The organism is Streptomyces sp. NPDC001816, from assembly GCF_042892235.1.
Lineage (GTDB): Bacteria > Actinomycetota > Actinomycetes > Streptomycetales > Streptomycetaceae > Streptomyces.
Window position 1 is genome coordinate 321,653 of the sequence record NZ_JBIATY010000008.1, and the last position, 26,262, is coordinate 347,914.

A 26,262-nucleotide genomic window follows, 5' to 3' on the forward strand; every position below is an offset into this window, starting at 1 on the left:
AGCGTAGTTACGCTCCGGCCGTCCGGAACACACGTGTGCCCACTGTCACGGCGAGCCCCGCGAAGCCGACCGCGACGAGCACGCCGTACAGCATGTGCGCGCTCGTGTACTGGCCGACGTACGCGTCGCGCACCGCGTCCACCAGGTAGCGGAACGGGACGCAGTGCGAGAGCACGTCGAGCCAGGTGGGCGCGAGCGTCATCGGGAGCATCAGGCCGGACAGCAGCATCGACGGCATCGACAGCGCGTTGATCAGCGGACCGAACTCCTGCGGGGTGCGGACCCGCATGCCCAGCGCGTACGACAGCGAAGCCAGCGAGAGCGTGAGCAGGGCGACGAACCCGAACCCGATGAGGACGCCCGGCAGGGGCGCGCGCAGGCCCATCACCACCGCGGCGAGCACCAGCAGCACCGCCTGGAAGACGAAGACCGTGGCGTCCCGCAGCACCCGGCCCAGGAGCAGGGCGAGCCGGCTGACGGGCGTCACACGCATCCGCTCCACCACTCCCTGGGCGTTCTCCATGATGATCGTGAAGCCCGCGAACAGTGCCCCGAACAAGCCGAGTTGGAGCAGCAGCCCGGGCACGAGCACCTGCCAGGAGCTGCCCTTCCCGCCGAGCGGCAGGTCGGTGAGGAGCGGGCCGAAGAACAGGAGATAGAGGAGCGGGGTCAGCACGCCGAAGAGCAGCGCGAAGCGGGAGCGCAGGGACTGGCGCAGGTAACGGCCGTAGACGAGGCCGGTGTCGTGAAGAAGCATCTCTCTGATTCCGTGAGCGGTCCGACGTGAGCGGTCCTATACGGCGACGGGGGCGGTGTCGGCAGGGGCGGGGCCGCGGCCGGTGATGGCGAGGAAGGTGTCCTGGAGGGTGGCGTCGATCGAGCCGCCGTGGGCCAGCTTGAGCGCGCTCGGCGTGCCGTCGGCCACGACGACGCCCCGGTCGACGACGACCAGCCGGTCGGCGAGGGCGTCGGCCTCGTCCAGGTAGTGGGTGGTCAGGAACACCGTGGTGCCGTGCTCGTCGCGCAGCCGGCGGACCAGGTCCCACAGGTCGGCCCGGCTGCCCGGGTCGAGTCCGGTCGTGGGCTCGTCCAGGAACAGCACCTTCGGGCGGTGGGTGAGCGCCATCGCGATGTCGAGGCGGCGCCGCTGTCCGCCGGAGAGGGCGCCCGTCTTCCGGTCGAGCAGTTCGGTGAGGTCCAGCTCCCGGGCGAGTTCCGCGGTGCGCTCGACGGCCTCGGCCTTCGGCAGGCGGTACATCCGGGCCTGGGTGACCAGCTCCTCCCGGACGGTGATCTGCGGGTCCACCCCGCCGGACTGGGCGACATAGCCGGAGGCCCGGCGCACTCCGGCCGGGTCGGTCGCCAGGTCGCACCCGGCGACGGTGGCCGCGCCGCCGGTCGGCTTCAGGAGGGTGGTGAGCATGCGCAGGGTGGTCGTCTTGCCGGCGCCGTTCGGGCCGAGAAAGCCGAGGATCTCGCCCTCGCGGACGGTGAGGTCGACGCATCGCACGGCCTCCACGGGGCCGGTTTTCGTCTGGAAGGTGCGGGCCAGTCCGGCCGCGCTGATGACTGCTGCCATGCCCACAGAAAAACAGAGTCCCTGAAATTTTGCAATGACCCCAAGATTTCAGTAAGCCCAGCGAAGTTAGGATGCGGACATGGCTGAGGGACTCAGGGAGCGGAAGAAGCGGCAGACCAGGCAGTACATCTCCGATGTCGCCACGGGGCTGTTCCTGGAGCGCGGCTTCGACGCCGTGACGGTCGCGGAGATCGCCGAGGCCGCGAACGTCTCCGTCAACACCGTCTACAACTACTTCCCGGCGAAGGAGGACCTCTTCTTCGACCGCTCCGCGGGCATGGTCGACCGGCTCGCCCGCTGGGTGCGGGGCCGCCCCGTCGGCGAGTCCGCGGTCGGCGCGGTCCTGCGCGAGCTGCGCGAGGAGGTCGAGGCGGTCTCCCCCCGGGTCGGCCTGATCCCCGGGTACGCGAGCTTCATGCGGGTCATCGAGGAGACCCCCGCGCTGCGCTCCCGGCTGTGGGCCATCGCCCAGGAGGTCCAGGCCAACCTGGAACAGGCGCTGCGCGAGGAGACCGGCGCGGCCGAAGGTGACGAACTGCCCACCCTGATGGCGGGTCAGATCGGCTGGGCGCACAGTACGGTCATGGCGGTCATCTCACGCGAGATGGTCAAGGGTCGCGAACCACGCGAAGTGTCACGAGAAGTACTCGTTCTCCTCGACGACGTCGAGGACCTGTTGAGCGAAAAGGTCCTCAACTACGCCGTCCGTGGCTCGTCCTGACCCCTGCCGGTGTGATGTCCGTCAGCTGAGACGTGACGCGCGTTACTTACCGGTCACACAGCGGCTCCGGAGCGCTATGGTCCGCCGAAGAGCCAGACGTCAACAGCGTTGAGGGAGTCGGAGTGGCACGGAAGCTCGCCGTCATCGGGGCCGGTCTCATGGGATCCGGCATCGCCCAGGTCGCCGCACAGGCGGGCTGGGACGTCGTTCTGCGCGACGTCACCGACGAGGCAATCAAGCGTGGCACCGACGGCATCAAGGCCTCGTACGACAAGTTCGTCGGCAAGGGCAAGCTGGCGGCGCAGGACGCCGAGGCCGCCCTCGCCCGCATCACCGCCACCACCGACCTGGACGCCGCCGCCGACGCCGACATCGTCGTGGAGGCCGTCTTCGAGAAGCTGGAGGTCAAGCACGAGATCTTCCGTGCGCTCGACAAGATCGTGCGCCCGGAGACCGTGCTCGCCTCCAACACCTCCGCCATCCCGATCACCAAGATCGCGGCGGCCACCGAGCACCCCGAGCGGGTCGTCGGTGTGCACTTCTTCTCGCCGGTGCCGATGATGCAGCTCGTCGAGCTGGTCCGCGGCTACAAGACCAGCGACGAAACCCTCGCCACCGCGCGGGAGTTCGCCGAGTCCGTCGGCAAGACCTGCATCGTCGTCAACCGCGATGTCGCCGGGTTCGTGACCACCCGGCTCATCTCGGCCCTCGTCGTCGAGGCGACCAAGCTCTACGAGTCCGGCGTCGCGACCGCCGAGGACATCGACCTCGCCTGCAAGCTGGGCTTCGGCCACGCCATGGGCCCGCTGGCCACCGCGGACCTGACCGGCGTGGACATCCTGCTGCACGCCACCAGCAACATCTACACCGAGTCCCAGGACGAGAAGTTCGCCCCGCCGGAGCTGATGCGCCGGATGGTGGACGCCGGTGACATCGGGCGCAAGAGCGGGCAGGGCTTCTACAAGTACTGACCCGTACACGACCGGACGCACACCCCGGGAGCGTCACTCCCGGGGGTGAATTCGGTATCGGTTCGCTTACAAGCAGCAACCGAGTTGCCGCCCAGGCAGTCAGACGTTGCACAGCATCAGCACCAGAACCGTCACGGAGTACGCGACACCGCACTCAACGGGGAGCGCATATGCACATCAGGGGCGACCACGCCGAGCTGGTCGTCGGGGGCCGCCTCGACGTCCGCAGCGCGGCGGACGCCCGTACGGCCCTGCACTCGGCCGTCGACACCGGAGTCGGCGACCTGGTGCTCGACCTGTCCGAACTGGACTCCTGGGACGCCACCGGACTCGGGGTGATCATGGGCGCCCACCGGCGGGCCGGCCGCTGCGGGCGCCGTCTGGTGCTGCGCGGTGTCCCGCCGCAGATGCAGCGCCTGCTGGTGGCCACCCGGCTGCACCGCATCCTCGCCATCGAGGGCGGCATCGGGGTGGAGTCGCTGCCCCGCGTGTGACGTGTCCCGGATGAACACCCCGATCGGGTGTGAACCGGGCGACGGGGGAGACCCGGACGCAGCTGCCGAAGCGCACGTCGAGGGCAATCCTCACCGGACTGTGATGCTTCGGACCGCGCGGCACCCCGCCCTGTCGTAGATACTGTGCGAAGGTTTAGGGTTCGGTCGCCCGCTGCCTCACAACCCTCGATCGAGCGGGCCCGGACCAGAAGCGACAGCGCGGTGTGCAGCAGGCCGGGAGGGCCGGTATTTGCCAGGGCACACGACGCTTTTGGGGGGCTTGAACCTATGGACCCGATCACTCCGGGACCCGGGGAGCACGGCCAGGCTCCGAGCCGCCGCCCGCCCCGGGAATCCCTCACGTCCGACTTCGGCCAGAGCACGCCCGCGCTCGCCCGCACGGCGCAGCTGGTCTCCGGCGACTTCCTGCTGACGGTCAATCCGGTCGACGGCAGCGAGATAGAACCCTGCCCGCCGCACGAGCGGCCGGGCCGGCCGCGCAAGCGCACGGCCGCCGAGCGCGCCGAGACCGAGCGCGCCGCGCGGCCGCCCGTGCCGCCGGGTCCGGCGCAGCCCACGCTCGCCCTCCTGGAGCGCCAGGACGACCGCGAACGCCTGGTCCGCCTCCTGGCCCGCGGCCGCTCCGTGCGCCTCACCGGCTCCGCCGGCTCCGGCCGCACCGCCCTGCTCGACCTGGTCGCCGAGGACTGCCTGGACCTCGCCCCCGACGGTGTGGTCCACCTCACCGGCTTCCGCCGCACGGCCACCGACCTCCTGTACGACCTCTTCCACGCCGTCTACGACGCCCCCCTGTACCGGCCCGAACGCGACGAGTTGCTCGAACTGGTCGCCGAGATCGGCGCGGTCGTGGTCGTCGACGACCTGGAGCTGGGCGGCGCCGCCCTGGACGAACTGCTCGCCGCCACCCCCGAGTGCGCTTTCCTGCTCGGCACCACCCCGGACGTCCCCGCGCCCGCCGCCGACTCCGACGTCGAGGAGGTCTTCCTCACCGGCCTGGACCGCGCGGCCGGAGTGGAGATCCTGGAGCAGGCCGTCGGCCGGGTCCTCACCGAGGAGGAGGCCAACTGGGCCGGTGACCTGTGGTTCGAGTCCGAGGGCCTGCCGCTGCGGTTCGTCCAGGCCGGCGCCCTGCTCCGGCAGCGCGACCAACTGCGCGCCAGCACCGGCGCGGTGGACGAGTACGGCGTCTTCGAGGACGTACGCGTTCCCGTCGAGGCACCCCTGGACCCGGCGGAGGCGCAGGACGTCCCGCTGCCGTCCCTCGGCGAGGCCGCCGCGCCCGCGCCGCTGCTCGCCTCCCGGCTCAGCGCCTCCGCCCGCGCCACCCTGCGCTTCGCCGTCGCCCTCGGCGGCGAGGTGCCGCACCAGGCGCACCTGCCCGCGCTGGTCGGCGACACCCATGCGGACGCCGCGCTCGGTGAACTCGTGAGCTGTGCACTGGTCTCCCCGGTCGGCTCCCGCTACCGTCTCGCGGCCGGCGTGCCGGCCCAGCTGGAGGCCGCCGGCTACGCAGAGGACGCCCCCGCCCAGGCCCTCGCCGCAGCCGAGCACTACGCCTGGTGGGCCGGGCATCCCTCGGTCACGCCCGAGCGGGTGTCCGTCGAGGCCGACGCGGTCCTCGCCGCGCTCGCGGTCGTGGTGCCGGACACCGTGCCTCCGGTCGAGGGCGAGGAGAGCGTCGCGGTACGGCTCGCCCGTACGGCCGCGCCCGCCTTCGCCGCCGGGCTGCACTGGAGCGCCTGGGAGCGCGCGCTGCGGTCCGGTGCCGAGGCCGCCCGGCTCTCCGGTGAGGTCGCCGAACAGGCCTGGTTCCACCACGAGTTGGGCATCCTCGCGCTCTGCGGCGGACAGCTCGACCGGGCCCGTGCCGAGCTGGAGTCCTCGGGCGGCCTGCGCGCGGCGCTCGCCGACAAGCGGGGCACCGTCGCCGGACGCCGGGCCCTGGCCCTGGTCGCCGACCTCGCGGGCGATGTGCCCGGGCCGATGGCGGGCGAGGAGATACCGGACGCCCGCCACGAGGAGTCGGCCTCGCCCCCCGGCGGGGTGCCGGCGCTCTACCCGGCGTCGTACGCTCCCGTCGACGACACCCTGGTCACCCACCAGCCCCCGTCCCTCAAGTCGCTGGGTGGCATCCGCCGTCTTGCCCGCCGCAACATGGTTGCGGCCGGCTCCGGCGCCCTGCTCGTCGCCGTCCTCGGCACGGTGGTCACGCTCGGCATGACGTCCCACGAGAGCGCGGACAAGAACCCGGCCGGACAGGTAGGCGTCAATCCGTCCGCGAGCCAGGGACTGGACGACGGCGGCCTGGGCGCGGACCCGAAGAAGGACAGCGGCTCGACCAGCAGCGCCGGCACGCCCTCCGACACCCCGTCGGACCCGGGCACCGACGGCACCTCGGCCGACCCGTCGTCGCCGTCGGCCACCACCCGGCCCTCCGGCAGCAGCAAGCCGACCGGCGGCAAGACCTCGGGCTCGCCGTCCAGGACGCCCAAGCCGTCGGGCTCGTCCAGCTCGCCGGGCGGCGGGACGTCCGGTGGGAGCACCACGGGTGGTTCGACCACGGGCGGGACGTCCGGTGGGAGCACCACGGGTGGTTCGACCACGGGTGGCACGTCCGGTGGGAGCACCACGGGCGGCACGACCACGGGTGGCACGTCCGGTGGGAGCACCACGGGCGGCACGACCTCGGGCGGCACCGACGGCGGATCCACCACCGGCGGCACGACCTCGGGCGGCACCGACGGAGGAACCACCGGTGGCACGACATCGGGCGGCACGACCGGGAGCACGACGACCGGTTCGTCGTCCCCCACCTCCAGCGACTCGGCGAGCGCGCCGGTGGGCAGCGGTCCGGCCGTCGTGATGTGACGTCCGGCGCGCACGGCAGAAGGGCGGGTCCGGCATGGACCCGCCCTTCTGTGCGTACCGGGAAAACCGGTCAGAACAGCCGCAGCTTGTCGTCCTCGATCCCGCGCATCGCGTCGTAGTCCAGGACCTGGCAGCCGATGCCGCGGTCCGTGGCGAGGACCCGGGCCTGGGGCTTGATCTCCTGGGCCGCGAAGATGCCGCGGACCGGGGCGAGATGCGGGTCGCGGTTCAACAGGTCGAGGTAGCGCGTGAGTTGCTCCACGCCGTCGATCTCGCCGCGGCGCTTGATCTCCACCGCGACCGTCTGCCCGTCCGCGTCCCGGCACAGGATGTCCACCGGGCCGATCGCGGTCATGTACTCGCGGCGGATGAGGGTGTAGCCCTCGCCGAGCGTCTCGATGCGGTCGGCGAGCAGCTCCTGCAGGTGCGCTTCCACGCCGTCCTTGATCAGACCGGGGTCCACGCCGAGTTCGTGCGAGGAGTCGTGGAGGATCTCCTCCATCGTGATGATCAGTTTCTCGCCCGCCTTGTTGACGACGGTCCACACGCCCTCGTCCTCGCCCGTGCCCTCCTTGAGGGTGCACGGCGGCGACATCCAGTTGAGGGGCTTGTAGGCCCGGTCGTCCGCGTGGATGGAGACGCTGCCGTCCGCCTTGACCAGGATCAGACGGGGCGCCGAGGGCAGGTGGGCGGTGAGCCGGCCGGCGTAGTCGACCGAGCATCGGGCAATGACGAGACGCATGGTCGGCAACGCTACTCGACACCCACGGGTAGACGCGATTCGCCCTCCTCGCCGCCCGCCCCACCGTCACCATGGACCCGGTGGGTCACCCCATTCATCCTGGAAACTCTTGTTCATCCCTGGCCGATTGTGTGCCTAAAGGGGCCGTTCCATATACGCATTCTGCTGGTGTGGTCACCGACCGCTGCTTACCGTAGTAAACGGGAGGTCGCGATCTGTGTACTGAGCGTGTTCGATATCGCGAACTTCCTTATCTGTCAGGCAACCCCTGCTCGTCGGGGGTGCGAGAGGAGAACCCATGTCGCTCGACGTCTCACCGGCCCTACTCGAACAGGCCGAGCGAGGCGAGGTCGACGAAGCAGCTTTCGTCGACTGCGTCCGGACCTCCCTGCCCTATGCGTGGGAGATGATCAGCTCCCTGGTGGCCCAGCTGAAGGTGGACGGCGGACCCTTCGCCGACAACCAGACGCCCCCGCCGGACGAGCAGGCACGCGGTCAGCTGCTGCGTGCGCTCGCGAGTGACGCCATACGCGGTGCGCTGCAGCGGCACTTCGGTGTGCGGCTGGCCTTCCAGAACTGCCATCGGGTGGCGGTGTTCCCTCTGGACGCCTCGGTGGACGAGACATTGGCCCGCTTCACCTCGGTGCGCAGCCAGTTGCTGAACCAGTCGCCGGAGCTTCGGGACTGCTGACGCGCGGCTCCCGTGCTCCCGACTCGGTGAGCCGCTTGCTTGCCGCTCCACCCGCGGGGAGGTGCGTTGGTACTGGGGCGGCAAGCGCCTTACGTCAGAAGGGAGTCGGCGGCCGGTCAGCGCAGCTGGGGCAGCACCTCGGCGCCCAGTCGCCGCAGGTTCTCCTCCGTCGCCGCGAGGTCGCCCGACCCCTCGGCGAGCAGGGCGAACCGGGAGATTCCGGTCCGCTCCGAAGTGGCCGCGAGCCGGTCGGCGGCCAGCCGTGGGGTGCCCACCGGGTGCAGCCCGCAGAGCAGTTCGGTGTATGCGAGCGGATCGCGCATCGCACGCATCCGGCCATCGACCGTGATGTGGGCGTCGAGGCCCTGTTTCAGCCACCCCGGCATCGCCTTCAGCAGCGTCTCCGCCGCGTCCGTGCGCCGGTCCGCGATCTGGCAGACGCCGGCCGAGACATGGGCGGCGCCCTCGATCTCCTCGGCCGGCCGTCCCGCGGCCCGCGCGAACTGCCGCCACAGGGCGACCATCTCGGCCTTTTCCTCGTCCCCGACGTGCATGCCGAGCAGCATCGGCAGCCCGCGCTCGGCGGCCAGCCGCACGCTCGCCGGCGAGGTGCAGGCGACCAGGACCTCGGGCCCGGGCGTCTCCGTCAGCGCCTCCGACGGGCGCGGTACGACGGGCACCTCACGGAAGGAGAACCGTTTACCCGAAGCCGACACCGACGGTTCGCGCAGCCAGCGCACCAGCAGATCGAGTGATTCCGGGAATCCGTGCTCGTACGCGTCGAGGCCCGTGCCGAACACCTCCAGGTCCACCCATGGACCGCCGCGCCCCACGCCCAGCGTGAACCGGCCGCCGCTCGTCATATGCAGCAGCGCGGCCTGTTCGCCGAGGGCGACCGGGTGCGCGGTGGGCAGCACACTGACCGCTGTGCCGACCCGGATACGCTGGGTGCGGCCGAGCAGCAACGCGGCCAGGGTGATCGCCGACGGGCATGTGCCGTACGGCACGAAGTGGTGCTCGGCCAGCCACACCGTGTCCAGCCCGGCCTCCTCGGAGACCTCCGCCGAGCGGACCGCCCGGTAAAGGGCCTCCCCCGGCCCCTGGCCCGGGAACTGGGCCGCCAGCACAAAACTTCCTACGTGCATCGCTCTTCCTGCTTCCTTGGCTCCGACCGGAGCTCCCCCAACCGGCATAACCGTCTGACACGTGCCTAGGACACGGCCTGGCGGGGAGATTTGCGGATTGTCTGCAGAATGGGCCGCCCGGGAGGGGGACTTGTACGGGTTGGCACGCTACGGGTACCCCCCTCGGGCCCGCGTAGGCTGGACACAGCCCCTGCTTCCTGTATAGCCCCGAGAGGTGTCCCGTGTCCCCGCGTAACAACCGACCGAAGGCAGCCGGGTCGTCCGGCCGGAGGGCCGAGGACGACCGGGCCGGCCGGTACGGCGGCTGGCAGTCCACCGAGAGCTGGCAGGGCGAGGAGTGGAGCGTGCGCCATGTCGCCGGGGCGAGCGCCGAGGGCAAGACCTACCGCTGCCCCGGCTGCGACCAGATGATCCCCTCCGGTGTCCCGCACGTGGTGGCCTGGCCGGAGCACTCGGGCGTGGACGAGCGCCGCCACTGGCACAAGGCGTGCTGGAACGCGAAGGACCGCCGCACCACCCGGGTGCAGCGGTCCCGTAACGCGCCGAAGTTCTGAGCTACACGTCCCGGCTCTGCAGCAGCGCGTAGGCGCCGGCGTACGCGGCCGCCGTCACGCCCAGGATGATCCACAGCGGGTCCCAGCCCGTCGGGCCGGACTCGCTCAGGGTGTTGTTGTAGAAGACGCCCATCTGGCTCGGGATCGAGTACTCGAGCAGTGCCTTCTGCACCTTCTGCAGCGACTCCGCGTTCATGAACAGCGCGAGCACCAGCGGGGCGAGGACCGCGCCGATCATGATCGTGATGGCGCCCGCGGAGTGCCGGATGATCGAGCCGACGAGCAGCGAGAGCAGCCCGAGCAGAGCGATGTAGAGGCTGATGCCGACCGTGGCCTTCAGCCACTCACTGCTGGACGGGGTGCCCGCGCCGTGGCTCTTCAGCATCGACGCGTGCACCATCGCCACGAACGACACGGTGGCCAGCGTCACCACGAAGGCGATCACGAAGAACACGATCGACTTGGCTGCCAGCACCCGGCCCCGGCTCGGGCACGCGGTCATCGTCGTACGGATCATGCCCGTGCCGTACTCGGAGGCCGTGGTCAGCACGCCGAGCGTGATGATGCACATGATGCCGATCAGCAGGCCGAAGAAGCCGAGCATGAGCGGGCTCTCGCCGTCCAGGTCGGAGCTGGAGCTCTGCACCGTGAGACCGGCCAGCAGGCCGATGCCGACCACGAGCAGGACGAAGACGCCGAGCGTCCACATCGTCGACCGCACCGACTTGATCTTCGTCCACTCGGACGCCAGCGCGTGCCCGAGGTGGGTGCGCACGACCGGGATCGGCGAGTTGTAACCGGGGTACGGAGCGCCGGGCGCCGCCTGCCACTCGGGCGCGGCTGCGGGTGCCTGCGGCATCGGGGGCTGGTGGGTGCTCATCGGGCGTCCTCGGACTTGGTCAGGTCGGCGGCCGGGGCCGCGGGAGCGGGCTGGGACGGTGCTGCGGCCGGGGCCGCGGGTGCGGCCGCCGGAGGCTGCGCCTGCGGGGCCGCGTACGGGTTGGGCGCACCCGCGCCCGGAGCGCCCTGCACGCCGGCGGGCGCGGCGCCGTACGGCCCCGCGGGCGGCGTCTGCATCGCGAACGGCTGTCCGCCGCCCTGCTGGGGCGGCGGCGGGGCGTACCAGCCCGGCTGGCCCTGGCCGGGAACCGGCATGGGCGGCTGGGCGCCGGGCGGCAGCGGCTGCTGCAGGCCCGCCTTCTGGTCGATGGTCGAGCGGTAGTCGACGGCGCCCTGCGTCATCCGCATGTACGCCTCCTCCAGCGAGGCCTGGTGCGGCGACAGCTCCCACAGGCGTACGTCCGCCTCGTGCGCGAGGTCGCTGATCCGGGGCAGCGGCAGCCCGGTCACGCGCAGCGCGCCGTCCTGCTCCGGCAGCACGTGGCCGCCCGCCTCGGTGAGCGCGGAGGACAGCTTCTCGCGTAGCTGGGGCTCGGTGTCCGGGGTGCGCACCCGCGCGAAGTCGGCGGAGTTGGCGGAGATGAAGTCCGTCACGCTCATGTCGGCGAGCAGCTGCCCGCGCCCGATCACGATGAGGTGGTCGGCGGTCAGCGCCATCTCGCTCATCAGGTGCGAGGAGACGAAGACCGTACGGCCCTCGGCCGCGAGGGCCTTCATCAGGTTGCGCACCCAGAGGATGCCCTCGGGGTCGAGGCCGTTGACCGGCTCGTCGAAGAGCAGCACCTGGGGGTCGCCGAGCAGCGCGGCGGCGATGCCGAGGCGCTGGCCCATGCCGAGCGAGAAGCCCTTGGATCGTTTCTTCGCCACTTCCTGCAGGCCGACGACCCCGAGCACCTCGTCCACCCGCCGGGCCGGGATGCCCGACAGCTGGGCGAGGCTCAGCAGGTGGTTGCGGGCGGCCCGGCCGCCGTGCACCGCCTTGGCGTCGAGCAGGGCGCCCACCTGGCGGGGGGCGTTGGGCAGCTTGCGGTACGGGTAGCCGCCGATGGTCACCGCGCCGGACGTCGGGTTGTCCAGCCCGAGGATCATCCGCATGGTCGTCGACTTGCCCGATCCGTTGGGTCCGAGGAAGCCGGTCACGGCTCCCGGTCGCACCTGGAAGGAAAGGTTGTACACGGCGGTCTTGTCGCCGTAGCGCTTGGTAAGGCCTACAGCCTCGATCATGCTCCGCACCCATCGAAAGGTTCAGGACAGCGGGGCACACGCCCCCGTAAGGGTTAGGAGGATATCCGGGCGCTGACGGTTCCGCCCAAGAGTAAGTAAAGCCAAGGCGGCGTGGAACGTGGCTGGGACGCCTACTGAGCGTCCCGGTGCTTCAGCAGGGCGTAACCGCCCGCGACCGCCGCGATCACCCACAGCGCCATGATGCCCAGCCCGCCCCAGGGGCCGTAGGGCGTGTCGTCGCCGACTCTCGGCACCACCTGCATGATCCGGCTGCCGGCCTGGTCGGGCAGGAAGCGGCCGACCTTCTTCGTGGCGTCGACGTTGCCGAGGATGTTGGAGATCAGGAAGAAGAACGGCATCAGGATGCCGAGCGACAGCATGGGGGAGCGCAGCATCGTGGCGATGCCCATGGAGAACATCGCGATGAGGGCCATGTAGAGCCCGCCGCCGATCACCGCGCGCAGCACACCGGGATCGTCGATCCGGGTGCCGAGGTCGCCGAGCATCGCCTGCCCGAGGAAGAAGGCGGCGAAGCTGGTGACCATGCCGACGGCCAGGGCGAGCGCGCCGGCCACGGCGATCTTGCTGAACAGGAAGGTGCCGCGCCGTGGCACGGCGGCCAGTGAGACGCGGATCATGCCGGTGCTGTACTCGTTGGAGACGACGAGCACCCCGAACACGATCATGGCGAGCTGGCCGAGGGTCATGCCCGCGAAGCTGATGACCGTCGGGTCGAAGGAGAGCCGCTCCCGCAGCGGCATGTTCGCGTACTGGCTCCTCGACAGCGCGGAAATGAGCGTCCCGATGGCGAGCGTGACCACCACGGCGAGCGACAGTGTCCACACCGTGGAGGCGACCGACCGGATCTTGGTCCATTCCGACCGGATGACCTGACGGGCTGCCATGGGCCTCAGGCCCCCTTCCAGCCGGCGCCCCAGTCCTGCGGGGCGGGCGCGGGCGCGGCGTGCGCGTGGTACTCCACCGACTCCGCCGTCAGCTGCATGAACGCCTCCTCCAGCGAAGCCTGCTGCGGGCTCAGCTCGTGCAGCACGATCCCGTACCGCGTGGCCAGCTCCCCGATCCGCTCGGCCTTGCCACCCGCCACCTCCAGCGCGTCGCCGCCCGCCTCCACGACGGTGATGCCGTCCTCGTGCAGCACGTCCAGCAGCCGCTCACGCTGCGGAGAACGGATCCGTACATAGCTGCGTGCGTTCTCCCGGACGAAGTCCGTCATCGAGGTGTCGGCGAGCAGCCGGCCCTGTCCGATGACCACCAGATGATCCGCGGTCAGCGCCATCTCGCTCATCAGATGACTCGAGACGAACACGGTCCGCCCCTGCGCGGCCAGCGACTTCATCAGGTTCCGGATCCAGTGGATGCCCTCGGGGTCGAGCCCGTTGACGGGCTCGTCGAACATCAGGATCCGCGGATCACCGAGCAGCGCGGCAGCGATCCCGAGCCGCTGGCCCATCCCGTACGAGAATCCCTTGGCCTTCTTCCGCGCCACGGCGGCGAGCCCGACGACGTCGAGCACCTCGTCCACCCGCTGCCTCGGGATCCCGTTGCTCTGCGCGAGACACAGCAGATGGTTGAACGCGGTGCGCCCGCCGTGCACGGCCTTCGCGTCCAGCAGGGCCCCGATGTACGTCAGCGGGTCCTTCAGCTGGGCGTAGTGCAGCCCGTCGATCCGGACGTCCCCGGCGGTGGGCCGGTCCAGTCCGAGGATCATCCGCATGGTCGTGGACTTGCCGGCGCCGTTGGGCCCGAGAAACCCGGTGACGATGCCGGGCCTGACCGTGAAGGTGAGGCCGTCGACCGCCAGCTTCTCGCCGTACCGCTTGGTCAGCCCCGCCAGCTCGATCATGCGGCCACGCTAAGACGGGTGTTGGGCGCCTGCCACTCGAGCGGTCGGAGGGAGTCCGTGCGCCCCTACCGGCGGGTTATGCTCCAGCTCCCCTGAGCAACGGGGGCGGTGCTGGGGAGCGCCGGAAAACAGAACACGGGCGGGGGCGGAAGTGATTGAGGACAGCAGACCGCGCACGGGGCGGGGCGCGGTGGGGGCGGGGCTGGCGGTCGTGGCGGCGGGGGCCGCGGTCGGGCTCGCGGTGGAGTTCCATGTGCTGGGGTGGACGTCCGTTCCCGGCGGCGAGTGCGGCGGCGACGACTGCCCGGAAGGCACCATTCCCACTCTGCTTCTGGCCTTCCTGCTGACGTTCGTCGGGTTCGGCGTCCTGGCCCGCGCGATCCAGTCGTTCACCGAGCGGCGTCCCGGCAAGGGCGTGCCCGCCGTCCTCACCGTGGCGGGCGTGCTGCTCGCGCTCTGGCCCGGCTGGCAGGCGTACCTGTGGATGCGCGGCCCGGTTCTCGACGCCTCCTGGCAGGCCGCGCCGGACCGGCCGGCGACCGTGCGGGCGCAGGGCGTGTGGACCGTGGGCCGGGACGCCCCGACCGTCGTCCGGGTGCGCGACGACGCGCTCGTCTCCTACGACTCCCACGGCGGCGAGCGCCGCTGGACGCTGCGCGCCCCCGTGCGCGAGTCGGTGTGCGGGATGAGCGAGCGTGTGGTCGACCGCGTCGGGCTGGTCGCCTTCGCGCCCTACCGGAAGCCCTGCGACACGGTGTGGGGCGTCGACACCCGCACCGGCCGCAAGCTGTGGGAGCGCAATATCAAGGGCGTTGCCCAGTTCACCTCCGGCAGTGACAGCCTCCTCGCGGCCGACCGCGACGTGGCCGTCGCGCTGACCGGCACGGGCGTCCAGGCGTACGGCCTGGCCGACGGCCGACCGCGCTGGAGCGCCGACCTGAACCGGAAGCACCGCGACGGCGAGGCGTGCGCGCCGAACGTCGTCTCCGCCGCCGGCGGCACCACCACGGTCGTGGTGACGTGCGCGACGGCGGACGGCGGCAGCGGACGGCTGGTGACCCTGGACGGTGCCACCGGCAGGCAGCGCGGCAGCCTGGCCCTGCCCGTCGAGAGCCCCGCCGACACGGTCATGGTGCTCTCTGCCGACCCCTTCACCCTCCTGCTGAAGGAGAGCGACAAGCGCGGTGTCGCGGCCGTCCTGGCCTACCCCGACCCCGCGGGCGACCCGGTGCGGATCCCGCTCACCGGCGACGACGAGGACCTCAAGCCGCTGTCGGCCGACTACGACACCTTCGAGGCGCGGCCGGCGCTCTGGGCGACCGTCAGCGGGGACACGCTCGTCGTCGCCGCGGCCAAGCCGGGTGCCACCTCTGCCGACCGCGTCTCGGGCTACGCGCTGCGCGACGGCCGGCACCTGTGGCACGCCGACCTGGGTGAGGTCGCCGCGCTGGCTCCGGCGGGCCGCGGCCGGGTGGCGGTGCTCGGGAGCGGCCTGCTCGGGAACGGCAGGCTGTGGACGCTCGACACGGCCCACGGCCATCGCATCGGCGAGGACGACGGGACGACGGTGCGCACGGACCGGTACGCCACCGGCGCCGAACTGCTGCGAGCCGGCGACACCTGGGTCGTCGTCAACGGCGACGGCACAAGCCAACCGCCCCTGCTGGGACTGCGCTAGTACGTGCGGAAGGGGCGGTGGGACCGAGTCCCACCGCCCCTCACGGCGTCGTACGACTACCCGTGCCTACCGGGTCTGCTGCGCCGGAACGCCCCGGGAGATCGGCTCGTCCTCGGCGGGGGAGCCGGCCGCGGCCACCGCGGCGCCGGTCAGCGTGGCGAGCATCTCGCGGACGTTCGTCAGCTGGGCGTTGATGCTGTCGCGGCGGTTGGTGAGGGCCGCGAGCTCGCGCTCGGATTCCGAGCGGATGCGGTCGGCCTTGGCGTTGGCGTCGGCCACGATGTCCTCGGCCTGGCGCTGGGCCGTCTCCACCGTCTGGCGGGCGCGGCGCTCGGCGTCCGTGCGCAGCTTCTCCGCCTCCAGGCGGAGCTGCTCGGCGCGGTGCTCGATCTCGGCGAGGCGCTTCTCGGCCTTCTGCTGGCGGGAGGCCAGGTCGCGCTCGGACTGCTCGCGGCGCTTGGCGAGGTTCGTCTCGAAGTCGGCGGCGGCCTGCGCGGCCTTGGCGCGGGTCTCCTCGAAGAGGGCGTCCGCCTCCTCGCGCTTGGACTGCGCGTCCTTCTGCGCCTCGGAACGCAGCTGGGCGGCGTCGCTCTTGGCCTTCTCGACGATCCGGACGCCCTCGTCCTCGGCCTTGGCCTTGCGCTCCGCAGCGAACGATTCTGCGTCGTTGCGCACCTGCTGGGCCGCCGACTCGGCCAGCTCGCGGTGCTGCTCGGCCGCGCGCCGGGCCTCCTCGCGCAGATCCTTGGCCTCCTCCTCGGCGAGGCGCAGGATCTTCTCGACACGCGCACCGAGACCGGCGTACGACGGCTCGGCGTCGGTCACCTGGGCCTGGGCGTTCTGCGTCTCGAGGTGGAGCTCCTCGATGCGCTTTTCCAGAGCGGTGATGCGGGCGAGAGCGCTGTCACGGTCGGAGACGAGCTTGGAGATCCGTTCGTCCACCTGAGCGCGGTCGTACCCACGCCGCACAAGCTCGAAGCCGTAGGGGGAAGTGTCGCTCATGGGGTTCCTGTCGAAAGAGACCGGTGAGGTGATAGGGGGAATCCTAGGGGCCGAAGCGGTGTGTCATCGAGCGGATACGTGTTTGATCTGGAGAATGACACCTCTTTTGGGTGGCTGACCGCGGGACGGCTTGCCAAAGACCGGGACAAAGCCCCCAGAAGACACCGGAATCCGTGCCGCCCGCTAGCCGTCCGACGGCTTGCCACCCGATCGAGGGGCGCCCACGGTGGCGCCCGCCTTGACTCCGCCGTCCTTGCCGGCCGACGGCGCCTCGAAGGACTCCAACGCCTCCAGAACGTCCTGGACACGGGAGATCTCGGCGTTGATGTCCTCGCGCCGGCGCACCAGGATCTCCAGTTCGCGCTTTCCCTCCTCGACCGAGCGCCGGGCCTCGCGGATCGCCTCGGCCTTCAGCTCCTCGGCCTCCTTGATCAAGGACGCCTTCTTCTGCTCGGCCTCCTTGAGCAGGCCCTCCGCCTTCTTGACCGCGGCGATCCGGACCTTGCCCGCCTCGGAGTTGGCCTCCGACACCAGCTCCTTGGCCTTCGCCTGCGCCTTGGCCAGCTGCTCCTCGGCCGCCTTGATCAGCGCGTCGCAGCGGTCGCCGGTGGACTTCATCGTCTCGGCGGCCTCGCGGCGGGCCCGCTCGTGCAGGTCCTCGATCTCGGTCGTGATGCGGTCGCGCAGCTCCTCCGCGCGCTCCCTGATGGCGGTCGCGTCCCGGCGGGCGCCGACCAGCAGCTCGTCCGCGTCGGTACGGGACTTCTCGACCAGCGAGTTGCCCTCGACCGTCGCCTCGGCGACGAGCCGCTCGGCCTCGCTGCGGGCCGCACCCACCATCGTGTCGGCCTGCGACTCCGCGTCCGCGGTGGTCTTCAGCGCCTGCTGCTGGGCCTCGGTGAGCAGCTTGTCCGCCTCGGCCGTGGTCTCCGTGATGAGCGTGTCGACCTGCTCGGCCGCCTCCGAGCGCCGCTTGTTGGCGTCCTTGCGGGCCTCGTCGAGGGTCCGCTCGGACTCCTCGCGTGCCGAGTTGACGAGCCGCTCGGCCTCCGCCTCCGCGTCCGCCCGCAGCCGCTCGGCCTCGATGCGCAGCCGCTCCGCGTGCTGCTGGGCCGAGCCGACCGTCTCGGCGGCCTCGGCGCGCAGCCGCTCCGCGTCGTCGGTGGCGTCCGCCACGAGCTTCTCGGCGCCCGCGACGGCCTCGGCACGGACCCGGTCCGCCTCGGCCACCGTCTCGTTCTGCAGCCGCTCCGCCTCGCTGCGCGCCTCGGTGATGAGCGTGTCCGCCTGTGTCGCCGCGTCCGAGCGGATGCGGTTGGCGTCCTCGCGGGCGTCCGCCCGGGTGCGCGCCGCGGCCTGGTCGGCCTCGGCGAGCGCGTCCGACGCTTCCGTGCGCACCCGCTGGGCGTGCGCGGCCGAGTCCGAGCGCAGCCGCTCGGACTCCGCGAGCGCCTCGGCGACCGTACGCTCGGCGAGCGCCTTGGCGGCCTCCGCCTCCTCGTTCGCCTCGCGCCGGACCCGCGACGCGTCCTCGCTCGCCCGCTCCCGCTCGGCGTAGGCGTCGGCGCGGACCCGGTCCGCCTCCTCCTCGGCCTCCCTGCGGGTACGGTCCGCCGCGTGCTCGGCGGCCGAGCGCAGCCCGGTGATCTCCTCCTGCGCCTGCTCGTGCAGCCCGACGACGGAGTCCCGCACCTGCTGCGCGTGCTGCTCGGCGGCGGACACCATCTCGGTGGCGCGCCGGTCGGCCTCCTCGACCAGCCGGGTCGCCTCGGTCTGCGCGTCCTCCACGCGCCTGCGCGCCGAGGCCAGCAGCTCCTCGCTCTGCTCGCGGGCCCGCTCGCGCTCCTGGTCGGCCTCGGAGCGCGCGGCGCCGAGCAGTTCCTCGGCCTCGCGGCGGCGCCGGGCGGCCTCCTCCTGCGCGGCGGCCAGCGTCTCGGACGCCTCCGTGCCGAGCCGCTCGGCGGCGGCCTGCGCCTCCGCACGGACCCGGTCGGCGGTGTCCTGGGCCTCCGCCTTGAGCCGCTCGGCCTCGGCGGCGGCCTCCGAACGCAGGCGTACGGCGATGGCCTCGCCCTCGGCGCGCGAGGCGGACGCGTCGGACGCGGCCTCCGTGCGCAGCCGTTCGGCCTCGGCCTCGGCCTGCTGCTGGAGCGTACGGATCCGCTCGGCGGCCTCGGCGCGCAGCCGCTCGGTCTCCTCGGCGGCCTCCCGCCGGATCCGGGCGGCCTCCTCGCGGGCGTCGGTGAGCGCCTGCTCGGCCGCGACCAGCCGCTCCTGGGTCTCCGTCTGCAGCCGGGTCAGTTCCTCGGCGGCCTCGGCGCGCCGGGCCTCGGCCGCGCGCTCGGTCTCCTCGCGCAGCTCACGCGCGGCCTGCTCGGCGTCCGACCGGACCGCCTCGGCCTGCTCACCGGCCTCCTCGCGGAGCCGCTCGGCCTCCTTGCGGGTGCGGTCCAGGGTCTCCTCGGCCTGCCGGCGCAGCGCGGTGGCCCGCTCGATGGCCTCGGTGCGGACCTTCTCGCTGTCCGCGGTGGCCTTCTGCCGCAGCTCGTCGGCGTCCGCCTTGGCCTTGGCCAGCAGCTCCTCGGCGGACTTGGCCGCCTCCTCGATCTGCACCACGGCCTCGCGGCGGGCCTCGGCGCGGATGGACTCGCCCTCGGCGACCGCGTCGGCGCGCAGCTGCTCGGCCTCGCCGCGCAGCCGGCGGGCCTCCTCCTGCAGCTCGACCGTCTTGGCGCGGTACTCCTTGGTGTCGTCCTTCGCCGCGCCCTTGAGCTGCTCGACGATGTCGTGCGCCTCGGCGCGCAGCCGGTCCGCCTCGGCCTCGGCCTCCGTGCGGATCCGCTCGGCCTCCTCGGCGGCGGCCTTGGTGGTCTTCTTGGCCTCGTCCGAGGCCTTGTTGAGGACGTCCTCGGCGGTCTTGGCGGCCTTGGACAGCTGGGTCGCGCTCTCCTCGGCGGTGATCGTGCGGGCCTTCTCGGAGGCCTCCGCGACGATCTTCTCGGCCTCGGCACGGGCGTCCGCGACCAGCTGCTCGGCGTCCGCCTTGGTGGTCTCGGCCTCCTTGGTGGCCTCGCTGACCAGCCGGGCGACCTGCTCCTTGGCCGTACGCGTACGAGTCTCGTTGGCGGCCTCGGCGCTCGACAGCGTCTTGGCGGCGGCCTGCTCGGCCTCCGTCACCAGCTTCTCGGCCTCGGCCTGCGCCTTGCGCAGCGCCTCCTCGGCCTGCGCCATGCGCTCCTCGGCGGCCCGGCTCAGCTCGGTGGCCTGCCGGCGGGCGGCGTCTGACTCGCTGGCGGTGGAGCTGCGCAGCTGCTCGGCGTGGTCGGCGGCCTCCTGCGCCTGCGTGGAGGCCGCGTTCAGCAGCCGCTCGGCGTCCGTGCGCGCGCGGCGCAGGATCTGCTCGGCCTCGGCACGTGCCGCCTCGGCGTCGTTCTGCAGCCGCTGCCGGGCCTCGCCCGTCAGCCGTTCGGCCTCGGCCCGGGCGGCGGCCATGGCCTGCTCGGCCTCGGCGCGGGACTCGTCGAGGAGCCGGCGGGCCTGCGACTCGCTGCGGGCGCGCAGCTGCTCGGCCCACGCCACGTTCTCGTTGACGTGCGACTCGACGGTCTGCCGGCGCTCGGCCAGCTCCTGGTCCAGCTGCTGGCGGCGGGTGACCGCCTCCTGGTGCAGCTCGGCCTGGAGCCGGGCGGCCTGCTCGGCGTGCTCCTGCAGGATGCGCTGGGTCTGCGCCCGGACCTGGCTCAGCTCCCGCTCGGCGTCCTGGCGCAGCTGGTCGGCCTGGATCTGGGCATTACGGAGCAACTGCTCGGCCTGATAACCGATGTCACCGCCGTCATAGGCGGGCCGGGTCATCAGGGTGCGTCGCGCCTCGTGCAGCTTGGCGCGCAGCACCTCGACCTGGTAGCCGAGGTCCTCGGCGTGCTGGATCGCCTTTTCCCGCTCGGTCTTCAGCCGCTTCATCTCGGCCTCGAACCGAGAGAGGTGGTCGACGTCAGCCGCCGGCTCTCGCTCCTGGCTCTCGTAGCCCCGCACTGCGCGGTCCCATCCGTCCCCTGGTCAGCTTCTCCAACGAGCTCCGTCCATCCGCCGAACGGGGCCCCCGGGGAATGGTGTCAGATCAACGGCGGAGCATGGGCTGCTGCCCCGACGCTCGTCCCCCGAAACCCGGACCCCGGCATGCGGTCGTCCCGGTTGTGGCGACGACCGCCCCCAACCCTACCGGCCCTTATGTACGGGGGTCAGTGCTCGGGCGACTCAACAGGGGCCGAAGTGACCAGTTCTGTCAGGACTCCGTGGCAATCCTTGGGGTGCAGGAAGGTGATCCGCGACCCCATGGAGCCGCGACGTGGCTCGTCGTACAGAACGCGTACGCCCTTGCCGCGGATCTCCTCGGAGTCCCCGTCCACATCCGCCGTACCGAAGGCGATGTGGTGGACGCCCTCCCCGTTCTTCGCCAGCCACTTGCCGACCGCGGAGTCCTCGCGGGTCGGCTCCAGCAGCTGGAGGTAGGAGGCGCCGCCGTCGGACGTCTCGTTGATCTTGAGCATGGCCTCCCGCACACCCTGCTCCTCGTTGACCTCGGTGTGGAACACCTCGAAGCCATAGGTGGCCTTGTAGAACTCGACGGTCGCGTCGAGGTCGTGACAGGCGATCCCGATGTGGTCGATTCGCGTCAGCATGGATTCAGTGCAGCGCTACGGAGGTGGTTACGCAACGTGCGCGCGATCACACCGACGGCCCGGTGACGGCACGGAGTGCCACTCAGTACATTCGAAGTAAACCCTCGTTCACTCCTCGGCTCTTTTGCAGCTGGAAGGGGATCGCAGCTCATGTCTTCTGGAACGACCAGCTCGGTGATCGTCGCGGGCGCGCGCACGCCCATGGGGCGGCTGCTGGGCTCGCTGAAGTCCTTCTCCGGAGCCGACCTCGGCGGCTTCGCGATCAAGGCCGCCCTCGACCGTGCGGGAATCGGCGGCGACCAGGTGCAGTACGTGATCATGGGCCAGGTGCTCCAGGCCGGCGCGGGCCAGATCCCGGCCCGCCAGGCCGCGGTCAAGGCCGGCATCCCGATGAGCGTCCCGGCGCTCACCGTCAACAAGGTGTGTCTGTCCGGCCTGGACGCGATCGCCCTCGCCGACCAGCTGATCCGCGCCGGTGAGTTCGACATCGTGGTCGCCGGTGGCCAGGAGTCCATGACCAACGCCCCCCACCTGCTGCCGAAGTCCCGCGAGGGCTTCAAGTACGGGGCGATCGAGATGCTCGACGCGATGGCCTACGACGGTCTGACCGACTCCTTCGAGGGCATCGCCATGGGCGAGTCCACGGAGAAGCACAACACGCGCCTCGGCATCCAGCGCCCCGAGCAGGACGAGATCGCCGCCCTGTCCCACCAGAGGGCTGCCGCCGCGCAGAAGAACGGCGTCTTCGAGGCCGAGATCACCCCGGTCGAGATCCCGCAGCGCAAGGGTGAGCCGGTCGTCTTCAGCAAGGACGAGGGCATCCGCGGCGACACGACCGTGGAGTCCCTGGGCAAGCTGCGCCCGGCCTTCGCCAAGGACGGCACGATCACCGCCGGTACCTCCTCGCAGATCTCGGACGGTGCGGCGGCCGTGGTCGTGATGAGTAAGGCCAAGGCCGAGGAGCTGGGCCTGGAGTGGCTCGCCGAGATCGGTGCCCACGGCAACGTGGCCGGGCCGGACAACTCGCTGCAGTCCCAGCCCTCCAACGCCATCCAGCACGCCCTGAAGAAGGAGGGCCTGGAGGTCTCCGACCTGGACCTCATCGAGATCAACGAGGCCTTCGCCGCGGTCGCCGTGCAGTCAATGAAGGACCTCGGCGTATCCACGGAAAAGGTGAACGTCAACGGTGGCGCCATCGCGCTGGGCCACCCGATCGGTATGTCCGGCGCCCGTGTCGTGCTGCACTTGGCGCTGGAGCTCAAGCGCCGGGGCGGCGGCGTCGGCGCGGCCGCGCTGTGCGGTGGCGGCGGCCAGGGCGACGCCCTGATCGTGCGGGTACCGAAGGCCTGAGTTTCAGTTACGTCTGTTTACGTCCGTGAAGTGAACGGAGCTGTTTGATGCAGGACGTCTCCTCTCTGGTGGCCCAGGCCAGGGAAGGCCGGCCGCGGGCCGTGGCCCGGCTCATCTCCCTGGTGGAGGGGGCGTCCCCGCAGCTCAGGGAGGTCATGGCGGCGCTGGCCCCGCTGACCGGCAACGCCTACGTGGTCGGTCTGACGGGCTCGCCCGGCGTCGGCAAGTCGACCTCCACCTCCGCCCTCGTCACGGCGTACCGCAAACAGGGCAGGCGGGTCGGCGTCCTGGCCGTCGACCCGTCGTCCCCGTTCTCCGGCGGCGCCCTGCTCGGCGACCGGGTGCGCATGTCGGACCACGCCTCCGACCCCGGCGTCTACATCCGCTCCATGGCCACGCGCGGCCACCTCGGCGGCCTCGCCTGGGCCGCCCCCCAGGCGATCCGCGTCCTGGACGCGGCGGGCTGCGACGTGATCCTGGTCGAGACGGTCGGCGTCGGCCAGTCCGAGGTGGAGATCGCCTCCCAGGCCGACACCTCGGTCGTCCTGCTGGCCCCCGGCATGGGCGACGGCATCCAGGCGGCCAAGGCCGGCATCCTCGAGATCGGCGACGTCTACGTCGTCAACAAGGCGGACCGGGACGGCGCCGACGCCACCGCCCGCGAGCTGAACCACATGCTGGGCCTGGGCGAGGCCCGCGGTCCCGGCGACTGGCGCCCGCCCATCGTCAAGACGGTCGCGGCCCGCGCCGAGGGCGTCGACGAGGTGGTCGAGGCCCTGGAGAAGCACCGCGCCTGGATGGAGGAGCACGGCGTCCTCGACGAGCGCCGCAGGGCCCGCGCGGCCCGCGAGGTGGAGACCATCGCGGTCACGGCCCTGCGTCAACGCATCGGCGACCTCCACGGCGACCGCCGCCTGAGCGCCCTCGCGGAACGCATCGTGGCAGGCGAACTGGACCCGTACCGCGCGGCGGACGAACTGGTGACGGGGCTCACCGAGGGCTGACGGTCCTCAACTCGGCCGAGCTGCTGCCAGGCCCGGACCGCGGGCGCGGCGGGGCGTCCCACCCCCGCCCAGCTGCTGCTGCCCGAGGTTCTCGGAGAGCCTCAGGGGCGCCCCCGCTGCCCCCTCAGATGCTCGGCGATCGGTTTCAACCCCTTGTCCAGCTCTATCAGGGCCTCCGGCGACAGCAGATCGATGAAGTGCTTCCGCACCGACGCCACGTGATGCGGCGCGACCTTCCTCATCGTCTCCATGCCGTGTTCGGTCAGCACGGCGTACAACCCCCGCCGGTCGGACTCGCAGTTCTCGCGCCGCACCAGGTTCGCGTTCTCCATCCGCGTGATCTGGTGCGAGAGCCGGCTCTTGGACTGCAGCGTCGCGGAGGCCAGATCGCTCATCCGCATCCGCACGTCCTCCGACTCGGACAGGTTCACGAGGATCTCGTAGTCGTTCATAGTCAGGCCGAACGGCTGCAGATCCTTTTCGAGCTGGTACGTCAACAGCCTGTTGACCTCCAGGTGGGTGCGCCAGGCGCACTGCTCCGCATCGGTCAGCCAGCGCGTGGCCGTCTCGGTCTCCATGAATGAAGTCTACCTAAGAAGTTGAATGACGAACTACTTCGGGTGGTGTGACTGTGCGCACGCGTTCGACGTCACACTCCGCAGACTACCGCTCACAGCCCGAAGCGACGCTGGAGGTCCCCCAGCTGTCCGGGAAGGCGCGGTACGCCCGACGATTGCGGACCGTGTCCGGACGGTGTCACTCCGCCACCGCCGGGCACCCCCGGTTCGGGCGGAACCGCCCCCGTCGCCGGCTCGGCCATCAGGGTCTCGCTCGACTGCAGCAGGACCGTCCCGGCTCCCACGAACTCGAACTGGTGCTCCTCGCCGGAAGCTCCGCCGAGGCCCGTCATCGCACGTAGACCGCCCATCACGCCCGTCAGGTACCCGTGGTCGTAGTGATGACACGGTGACGGGCAGTCGGCCCACCCGACCAGCGCCTGGGGGTCCACCCGGATCGGAGGTTCCAGGAACACCACCGGACCGTTAGATGCAGCCACAAACTTGCCGGTTCCGATAAGGGTCAGAAAACCTGGCACGATCGACTGTTTGAGCGCGAGACTTGGCTGAAAAGCGAGCAAGTTGCCCGCGCGAATGGTCAAGTTCCCGTCGTCCAGGTCGTAGGAGTTGACGTCGAAGGCCCGGTCGGCCAGCAGCATCTTGCCCGAGCCCTGCGCCACGACCCAGTCGCTCGCGTGCAGTGGCGAATGGAAAGACGTACGGACAAGTCGGTCGAGTCGGCCGTGCCCGATGCCGTTGAACTCGATCGCCCCGTAGTAGGCGATCATCTTTCCCTTCTGCAGGAACCACTGGCCGCTCTTGAGCTCGACGCAGAAGGTGTACTTGTTCACGTTGTCGTCGACGGGCAGCGTCATCGGGTCGTACACCACCGGGCCGCCGGGGGGTCCGTACGCGCTCACAGCTTCTCCTCCGAGGCCTGGACGTACACCGTGCCGCTGCCGCTCAGCTCCAGCTGGAACGCCTCACCGGAGCCGCGGCCCACCATGTCGCGCCAGCCGAGCGCGGCGGACAGCTTGTTGCGCACGTCGCCGTGGTGGGCGACGTAGGCCTGCGGGTCCACATGGACCGGGCGCTGGGGTGTGATCGGGATCTCGAAGACGCCGCCGTGCGCCATCACGGCCACCGCCCCCTGCCCCTGGAGGGTGGTGGTGAACAGGCCCTGCCCGGTGACCTGGCCGCGGACCAGGCCCATGACCCCGCCCTGAGAGCCCATGAACATCGTGCCCTGCTGCAAGGTGCCCTCGAAGGCGAGCAGCCGGTCGGCCTCGACGTACAGGGTGTCGCCGGAGAGGTTGATGACGTGCACGTGGTGGCCGCCGTGCCCGAAGAAGACGGTGCCGCTGCCCTCGACGGTCATCAGCGGGGTCGCCTCGCCGGCCACCCGCCGCCCGAGCATGGACACCAGCCCGCCCTGGCCGCCCTGGAGGTTGGGTGTGAAGGACACGTCCCCCTGGTAGGCGAGCATCGCGCCGCGCTGGCTGAACAGCCGACGGCCGGGCAGCACGGTCGCCTCGACCATCTTGGAGTTGATCTCCCGGAAGCTCATCTCACAGGTCCCCCGCGATCGTGTTCCGCTCGCTCGGCTGCACATAGACCAGCCCGTCGCCCTCGAAGCGGATCTGGAAGGCCTCGCCGCCGCCCTCCCCGAAGAGCGTGCGGAACGTCACACCGGACTGGAAGGACTGCCGTACGTTCCCCTGGTGGGCGATATAGGCGCCCGGGTCGACGATCAGCGGGTACTGCGGGCTGACCCGGAGCACCACGGCCGGGCCGTCGGAGATGATCGCCGCCTGGCCGTGTCCCTCGACGGTCGTCGTGAACAGCCCGTTGCCCTGCGAGGCACCGCGCAGCCCGGTGAACGTCGTGCCCGTCCGCAGCCCGGCGTCGGTCGCGAGCAGGTTGCTCGACTCGACGTAGAGCTTGTCCCCCTGGAGACCGACCAGGTTGATCTCCGAGGCCCGGTCCGCGAACCAGCACGTCCCCTGTCCTCTCACCTCCATCACCGTCATCTGCTCGCCGGTGAGCCGCCGGGTCACCATCCCGCGCAGCCCCTCGCCACCACCACTCAGCTTCTTGAAGGCCATCTGCCCGTCGTACGCGACCATCGAGCCGTTCTTCGCCTTCACGGCGTCCCCGGTCATGTCGACGGCGAGCACCTTGCTCCCTTGGAGCCGGAACGTCGCCACGCTGCGAAAGT

At 71.3% G+C, this 26,262-nt stretch carries 24 protein-coding genes; 9 read left to right on the forward strand and 15 right to left on the reverse strand.

Annotated features, from left to right (window positions below):
- Positions 1 to 7 precede the first annotated feature (7 nt).
- Both ACFYZZ_RS28740 and ACFYZZ_RS28745 read right to left on the reverse strand, forming a co-directional pair.
- On the reverse strand, positions 8 to 757 hold the full coding sequence (locus ACFYZZ_RS28740) for an ABC transporter permease (protein ID WP_389181716.1): 750 nt from the start codon (positions 755 to 757) through the stop codon (positions 8 to 10).
- 36 nt (positions 758 to 793) lie between these two features.
- The gene (locus ACFYZZ_RS28745) at positions 794 to 1,579 is read right to left on the reverse strand and encodes an ABC transporter ATP-binding protein (protein WP_389181719.1); all 786 of its coding nucleotides are present in this window, start codon (positions 1,577 to 1,579) and stop codon (positions 794 to 796) included.
- 79 nt (positions 1,580 to 1,658) lie between these two features.
- Here ACFYZZ_RS28745 and ACFYZZ_RS28750 point away from each other — a divergent pair, with 79 nt between their 5' ends.
- The 4 genes from ACFYZZ_RS28750 (at position 1,659) to ACFYZZ_RS28765 (ending at position 6,654) form a co-directional block, all read left to right on the forward strand.
- Positions 1,659 to 2,300, forward strand: coding sequence for a TetR/AcrR family transcriptional regulator (locus ACFYZZ_RS28750; protein WP_389181722.1), 642 nt, complete (start codon positions 1,659 to 1,661; stop codon positions 2,298 to 2,300).
- Between the two features lie 122 nt (positions 2,301 to 2,422).
- The gene (locus ACFYZZ_RS28755; protein ID WP_389181725.1) at positions 2,423 to 3,271 is read left to right on the forward strand and encodes a 3-hydroxyacyl-CoA dehydrogenase family protein; all 849 of its coding nucleotides are present in this window, start codon (positions 2,423 to 2,425) and stop codon (positions 3,269 to 3,271) included.
- A gap of 170 nt (positions 3,272 to 3,441) precedes the next feature.
- A complete protein-coding gene (locus ACFYZZ_RS28760; protein WP_014675024.1) occupies positions 3,442 to 3,765 on the forward strand; it encodes an STAS domain-containing protein in 324 nt (107 codons plus the stop codon).
- Between the two features lie 288 nt (positions 3,766 to 4,053).
- Positions 4,054 to 6,654: an ATP-binding protein gene (locus tag ACFYZZ_RS28765; protein WP_389181728.1), complete on the forward strand. Its 2,601-nt coding sequence runs from the start codon at positions 4,054 to 4,056 to the stop codon at positions 6,652 to 6,654.
- A 70-nt stretch (positions 6,655 to 6,724) separates the two neighbouring features.
- Here the strand turns inward: ACFYZZ_RS28765 and nucS are convergent, their stop codons facing one another.
- Positions 6,725 to 7,396, reverse strand: coding sequence for an endonuclease NucS (gene nucS / locus ACFYZZ_RS28770; RefSeq protein WP_389181731.1), 672 nt, complete (start codon positions 7,394 to 7,396; stop codon positions 6,725 to 6,727).
- A gap of 298 nt (positions 7,397 to 7,694) precedes the next feature.
- On the opposite strand from nucS, the gene ACFYZZ_RS28775 reads away from it, so the two are divergent.
- Positions 7,695 to 8,087, forward strand: coding sequence for an SCO5389 family protein (locus ACFYZZ_RS28775; protein ID WP_030656147.1), 393 nt, complete (start codon positions 7,695 to 7,697; stop codon positions 8,085 to 8,087).
- 116 nt (positions 8,088 to 8,203) lie between these two features.
- Here the strand turns inward: ACFYZZ_RS28775 and ACFYZZ_RS28780 are convergent, their stop codons facing one another.
- Positions 8,204 to 9,232, reverse strand: a complete 1,029-nt coding sequence (locus tag ACFYZZ_RS28780) for an LLM class flavin-dependent oxidoreductase (RefSeq protein ID WP_389181734.1) — start codon at positions 9,230 to 9,232, stop codon at positions 8,204 to 8,206.
- A gap of 221 nt (positions 9,233 to 9,453) precedes the next feature.
- Between ACFYZZ_RS28780 and ACFYZZ_RS28785 the strand changes: the two genes are divergently transcribed.
- Positions 9,454 to 9,786, forward strand: coding sequence for an ATP/GTP-binding protein (locus ACFYZZ_RS28785; RefSeq protein ID WP_389181737.1), 333 nt, complete (start codon positions 9,454 to 9,456; stop codon positions 9,784 to 9,786).
- 1 nt (position 9,787) lies between these two features.
- On the opposite strand, the gene ACFYZZ_RS28790 is transcribed toward ACFYZZ_RS28785, so the two are convergent.
- From ACFYZZ_RS28790 to ACFYZZ_RS28805, 4 genes are all read right to left on the reverse strand, one after another.
- Positions 9,788 to 10,666, reverse strand: a complete 879-nt coding sequence (locus ACFYZZ_RS28790) for an ABC transporter permease (RefSeq protein WP_389181740.1) — start codon at positions 10,664 to 10,666, stop codon at positions 9,788 to 9,790.
- Positions 10,663 to 11,910 carry an ABC transporter ATP-binding protein gene (locus ACFYZZ_RS28795; RefSeq protein WP_389181743.1) on the reverse strand — a complete coding sequence of 416 codons (1,248 nt, stop codon included), beginning with the start codon at positions 11,908 to 11,910 and terminating at the stop codon, positions 10,663 to 10,665. The genes ACFYZZ_RS28790 and ACFYZZ_RS28795 overlap by 4 nt, the downstream gene beginning before the upstream one ends.
- A gap of 131 nt (positions 11,911 to 12,041) precedes the next feature.
- Positions 12,042 to 12,815 carry an ABC transporter permease gene (locus ACFYZZ_RS28800; RefSeq protein WP_389181746.1) on the reverse strand — a complete coding sequence of 258 codons (774 nt, stop codon included), beginning with the start codon at positions 12,813 to 12,815 and terminating at the stop codon, positions 12,042 to 12,044.
- A gap of 5 nt (positions 12,816 to 12,820) precedes the next feature.
- A complete protein-coding gene (locus tag ACFYZZ_RS28805; protein WP_389181749.1) occupies positions 12,821 to 13,774 on the reverse strand; it encodes an ABC transporter ATP-binding protein in 954 nt (317 codons plus the stop codon).
- 151 nt (positions 13,775 to 13,925) lie between these two features.
- Between ACFYZZ_RS28805 and ACFYZZ_RS28810 the strand changes: the two genes are divergently transcribed.
- Positions 13,926 to 15,452, forward strand: a complete 1,527-nt coding sequence (locus tag ACFYZZ_RS28810; protein WP_389181752.1) for a PQQ-binding-like beta-propeller repeat protein — start codon at positions 13,926 to 13,928, stop codon at positions 15,450 to 15,452.
- 66 nt (positions 15,453 to 15,518) lie between these two features.
- Here ACFYZZ_RS28810 and ACFYZZ_RS28815 read toward each other — a convergent pair whose 3' ends face one another.
- From ACFYZZ_RS28815 to mce, 3 genes are all read right to left on the reverse strand, one after another.
- Positions 15,519 to 16,454, reverse strand: coding sequence for a cellulose-binding protein (locus ACFYZZ_RS28815; RefSeq protein WP_067003071.1), 936 nt, complete (start codon positions 16,452 to 16,454; stop codon positions 15,519 to 15,521).
- A gap of 183 nt (positions 16,455 to 16,637) precedes the next feature.
- Positions 16,638 to 20,486 carry a polarized growth protein Scy gene (gene scy, locus ACFYZZ_RS28820; protein ID WP_389181756.1) on the reverse strand — a complete coding sequence of 1,283 codons (3,849 nt, stop codon included), beginning with the start codon at positions 20,484 to 20,486 and terminating at the stop codon, positions 16,638 to 16,640.
- 206 nt (positions 20,487 to 20,692) lie between these two features.
- Positions 20,693 to 21,133 carry a methylmalonyl-CoA epimerase gene (gene mce, locus ACFYZZ_RS28825; RefSeq protein ID WP_145883619.1) on the reverse strand — a complete coding sequence of 147 codons (441 nt, stop codon included), beginning with the start codon at positions 21,131 to 21,133 and terminating at the stop codon, positions 20,693 to 20,695.
- Positions 21,134 to 21,283: 150 nt separating this feature from the next.
- Here mce and ACFYZZ_RS28830 point away from each other — a divergent pair, with 150 nt between their 5' ends.
- Positions 21,284 to 22,483, forward strand: coding sequence for an acetyl-CoA C-acetyltransferase (locus ACFYZZ_RS28830; protein ID WP_389181760.1), 1,200 nt, complete (start codon positions 21,284 to 21,286; stop codon positions 22,481 to 22,483).
- Between the two features lie 47 nt (positions 22,484 to 22,530).
- On the forward strand, positions 22,531 to 23,487 hold the full coding sequence (meaB, locus tag ACFYZZ_RS28835; protein WP_389181763.1) for a methylmalonyl Co-A mutase-associated GTPase MeaB: 957 nt from the start codon (positions 22,531 to 22,533) through the stop codon (positions 23,485 to 23,487).
- A 101-nt stretch (positions 23,488 to 23,588) separates the two neighbouring features.
- On the opposite strand, the gene ACFYZZ_RS28840 is transcribed toward meaB, so the two are convergent.
- From ACFYZZ_RS28840 to ACFYZZ_RS28855, 4 genes are all read right to left on the reverse strand, one after another.
- A complete protein-coding gene (locus tag ACFYZZ_RS28840; protein ID WP_386578948.1) occupies positions 23,589 to 24,065 on the reverse strand; it encodes a MarR family winged helix-turn-helix transcriptional regulator in 477 nt (158 codons plus the stop codon).
- 92 nt (positions 24,066 to 24,157) lie between these two features.
- Complete coding sequence (locus ACFYZZ_RS28845) at positions 24,158 to 24,964, reverse strand: AIM24 family protein (protein ID WP_389181767.1); 807 nt, start codon at positions 24,962 to 24,964, stop codon at positions 24,158 to 24,160.
- Positions 24,961 to 25,611: an AIM24 family protein gene (locus tag ACFYZZ_RS28850; protein WP_389181770.1), complete on the reverse strand. Its 651-nt coding sequence runs from the start codon at positions 25,609 to 25,611 to the stop codon at positions 24,961 to 24,963. Before ACFYZZ_RS28850 ends, ACFYZZ_RS28845 begins: the two co-directional genes overlap by 4 nt.
- A 1-nt stretch (position 25,612) precedes the next feature.
- Positions 25,613 to 26,251: an AIM24 family protein gene (locus ACFYZZ_RS28855; protein ID WP_389181772.1), complete on the reverse strand. Its 639-nt coding sequence runs from the start codon at positions 26,249 to 26,251 to the stop codon at positions 25,613 to 25,615.
- Between the last annotated feature and the right edge of the window lie 11 nt (positions 26,252 to 26,262).

Excerpts from the sequence above, each read along its gene's own strand:
- ACFYZZ_RS28840 (WP_386578948.1), bottom strand. The coding sequence starts at position 24,065 with ATGGAGACCGAGACGGCCACGCGCTGGCTGACCGATGCGGAGCAGTGC.
- ACFYZZ_RS28795 (WP_389181743.1), bottom strand. The coding sequence starts at position 11,910 with ATGATCGAGGCTGTAGGCCTTACCAAGCGCTACGGCGACAAGACCGCC.
- ACFYZZ_RS28745 (WP_389181719.1), bottom strand. The coding sequence starts at position 1,579 with ATGGCAGCAGTCATCAGCGCGGCCGGACTGGCCCGCACCTTCCAGACG.
- meaB (WP_389181763.1), top strand. The coding sequence starts at position 22,531 with ATGCAGGACGTCTCCTCTCTGGTGGCCCAGGCCAGGGAAGGCCGGCCG.
- ACFYZZ_RS28760 (WP_014675024.1), top strand. The coding sequence starts at position 3,442 with ATGCACATCAGGGGCGACCACGCCGAGCTGGTCGTCGGGGGCCGCCTC.
- ACFYZZ_RS28805 (WP_389181749.1), bottom strand. The coding sequence starts at position 13,774 with ATGATCGAGCTGGCGGGGCTGACCAAGCGGTACGGCGAGAAGCTGGCG.
- ACFYZZ_RS28780 (WP_389181734.1), bottom strand. The coding sequence starts at position 9,232 with ATGCACGTAGGAAGTTTTGTGCTGGCGGCCCAGTTCCCGGGCCAGGGG.
- nucS (WP_389181731.1), bottom strand. The coding sequence starts at position 7,396 with ATGCGTCTCGTCATTGCCCGATGCTCGGTCGACTACGCCGGCCGGCTC.
- ACFYZZ_RS28830 (WP_389181760.1), top strand. The coding sequence starts at position 21,284 with ATGTCTTCTGGAACGACCAGCTCGGTGATCGTCGCGGGCGCGCGCACG.
- ACFYZZ_RS28800 (WP_389181746.1), bottom strand. The coding sequence starts at position 12,815 with ATGGCAGCCCGTCAGGTCATCCGGTCGGAATGGACCAAGATCCGGTCG.
- ACFYZZ_RS28765 (WP_389181728.1), top strand. The coding sequence starts at position 4,054 with ATGGACCCGATCACTCCGGGACCCGGGGAGCACGGCCAGGCTCCGAGC.
- ACFYZZ_RS28740 (WP_389181716.1), bottom strand. The coding sequence starts at position 757 with ATGCTTCTTCACGACACCGGCCTCGTCTACGGCCGTTACCTGCGCCAG.
- ACFYZZ_RS28750 (WP_389181722.1), top strand. The coding sequence starts at position 1,659 with ATGGCTGAGGGACTCAGGGAGCGGAAGAAGCGGCAGACCAGGCAGTAC.
- ACFYZZ_RS28790 (WP_389181740.1), bottom strand. The coding sequence starts at position 10,666 with ATGAGCACCCACCAGCCCCCGATGCCGCAGGCACCCGCAGCCGCGCCC.
- ACFYZZ_RS28775 (WP_030656147.1), top strand. The coding sequence starts at position 7,695 with ATGTCGCTCGACGTCTCACCGGCCCTACTCGAACAGGCCGAGCGAGGC.
- mce (WP_145883619.1), bottom strand. The coding sequence starts at position 21,133 with ATGCTGACGCGAATCGACCACATCGGGATCGCCTGTCACGACCTCGAC.
- ACFYZZ_RS28815 (WP_067003071.1), bottom strand. The coding sequence starts at position 16,454 with ATGAGCGACACTTCCCCCTACGGCTTCGAGCTTGTGCGGCGTGGGTAC.
- ACFYZZ_RS28850 (WP_389181770.1), bottom strand. The coding sequence starts at position 25,611 with ATGAGCTTCCGGGAGATCAACTCCAAGATGGTCGAGGCGACCGTGCTG.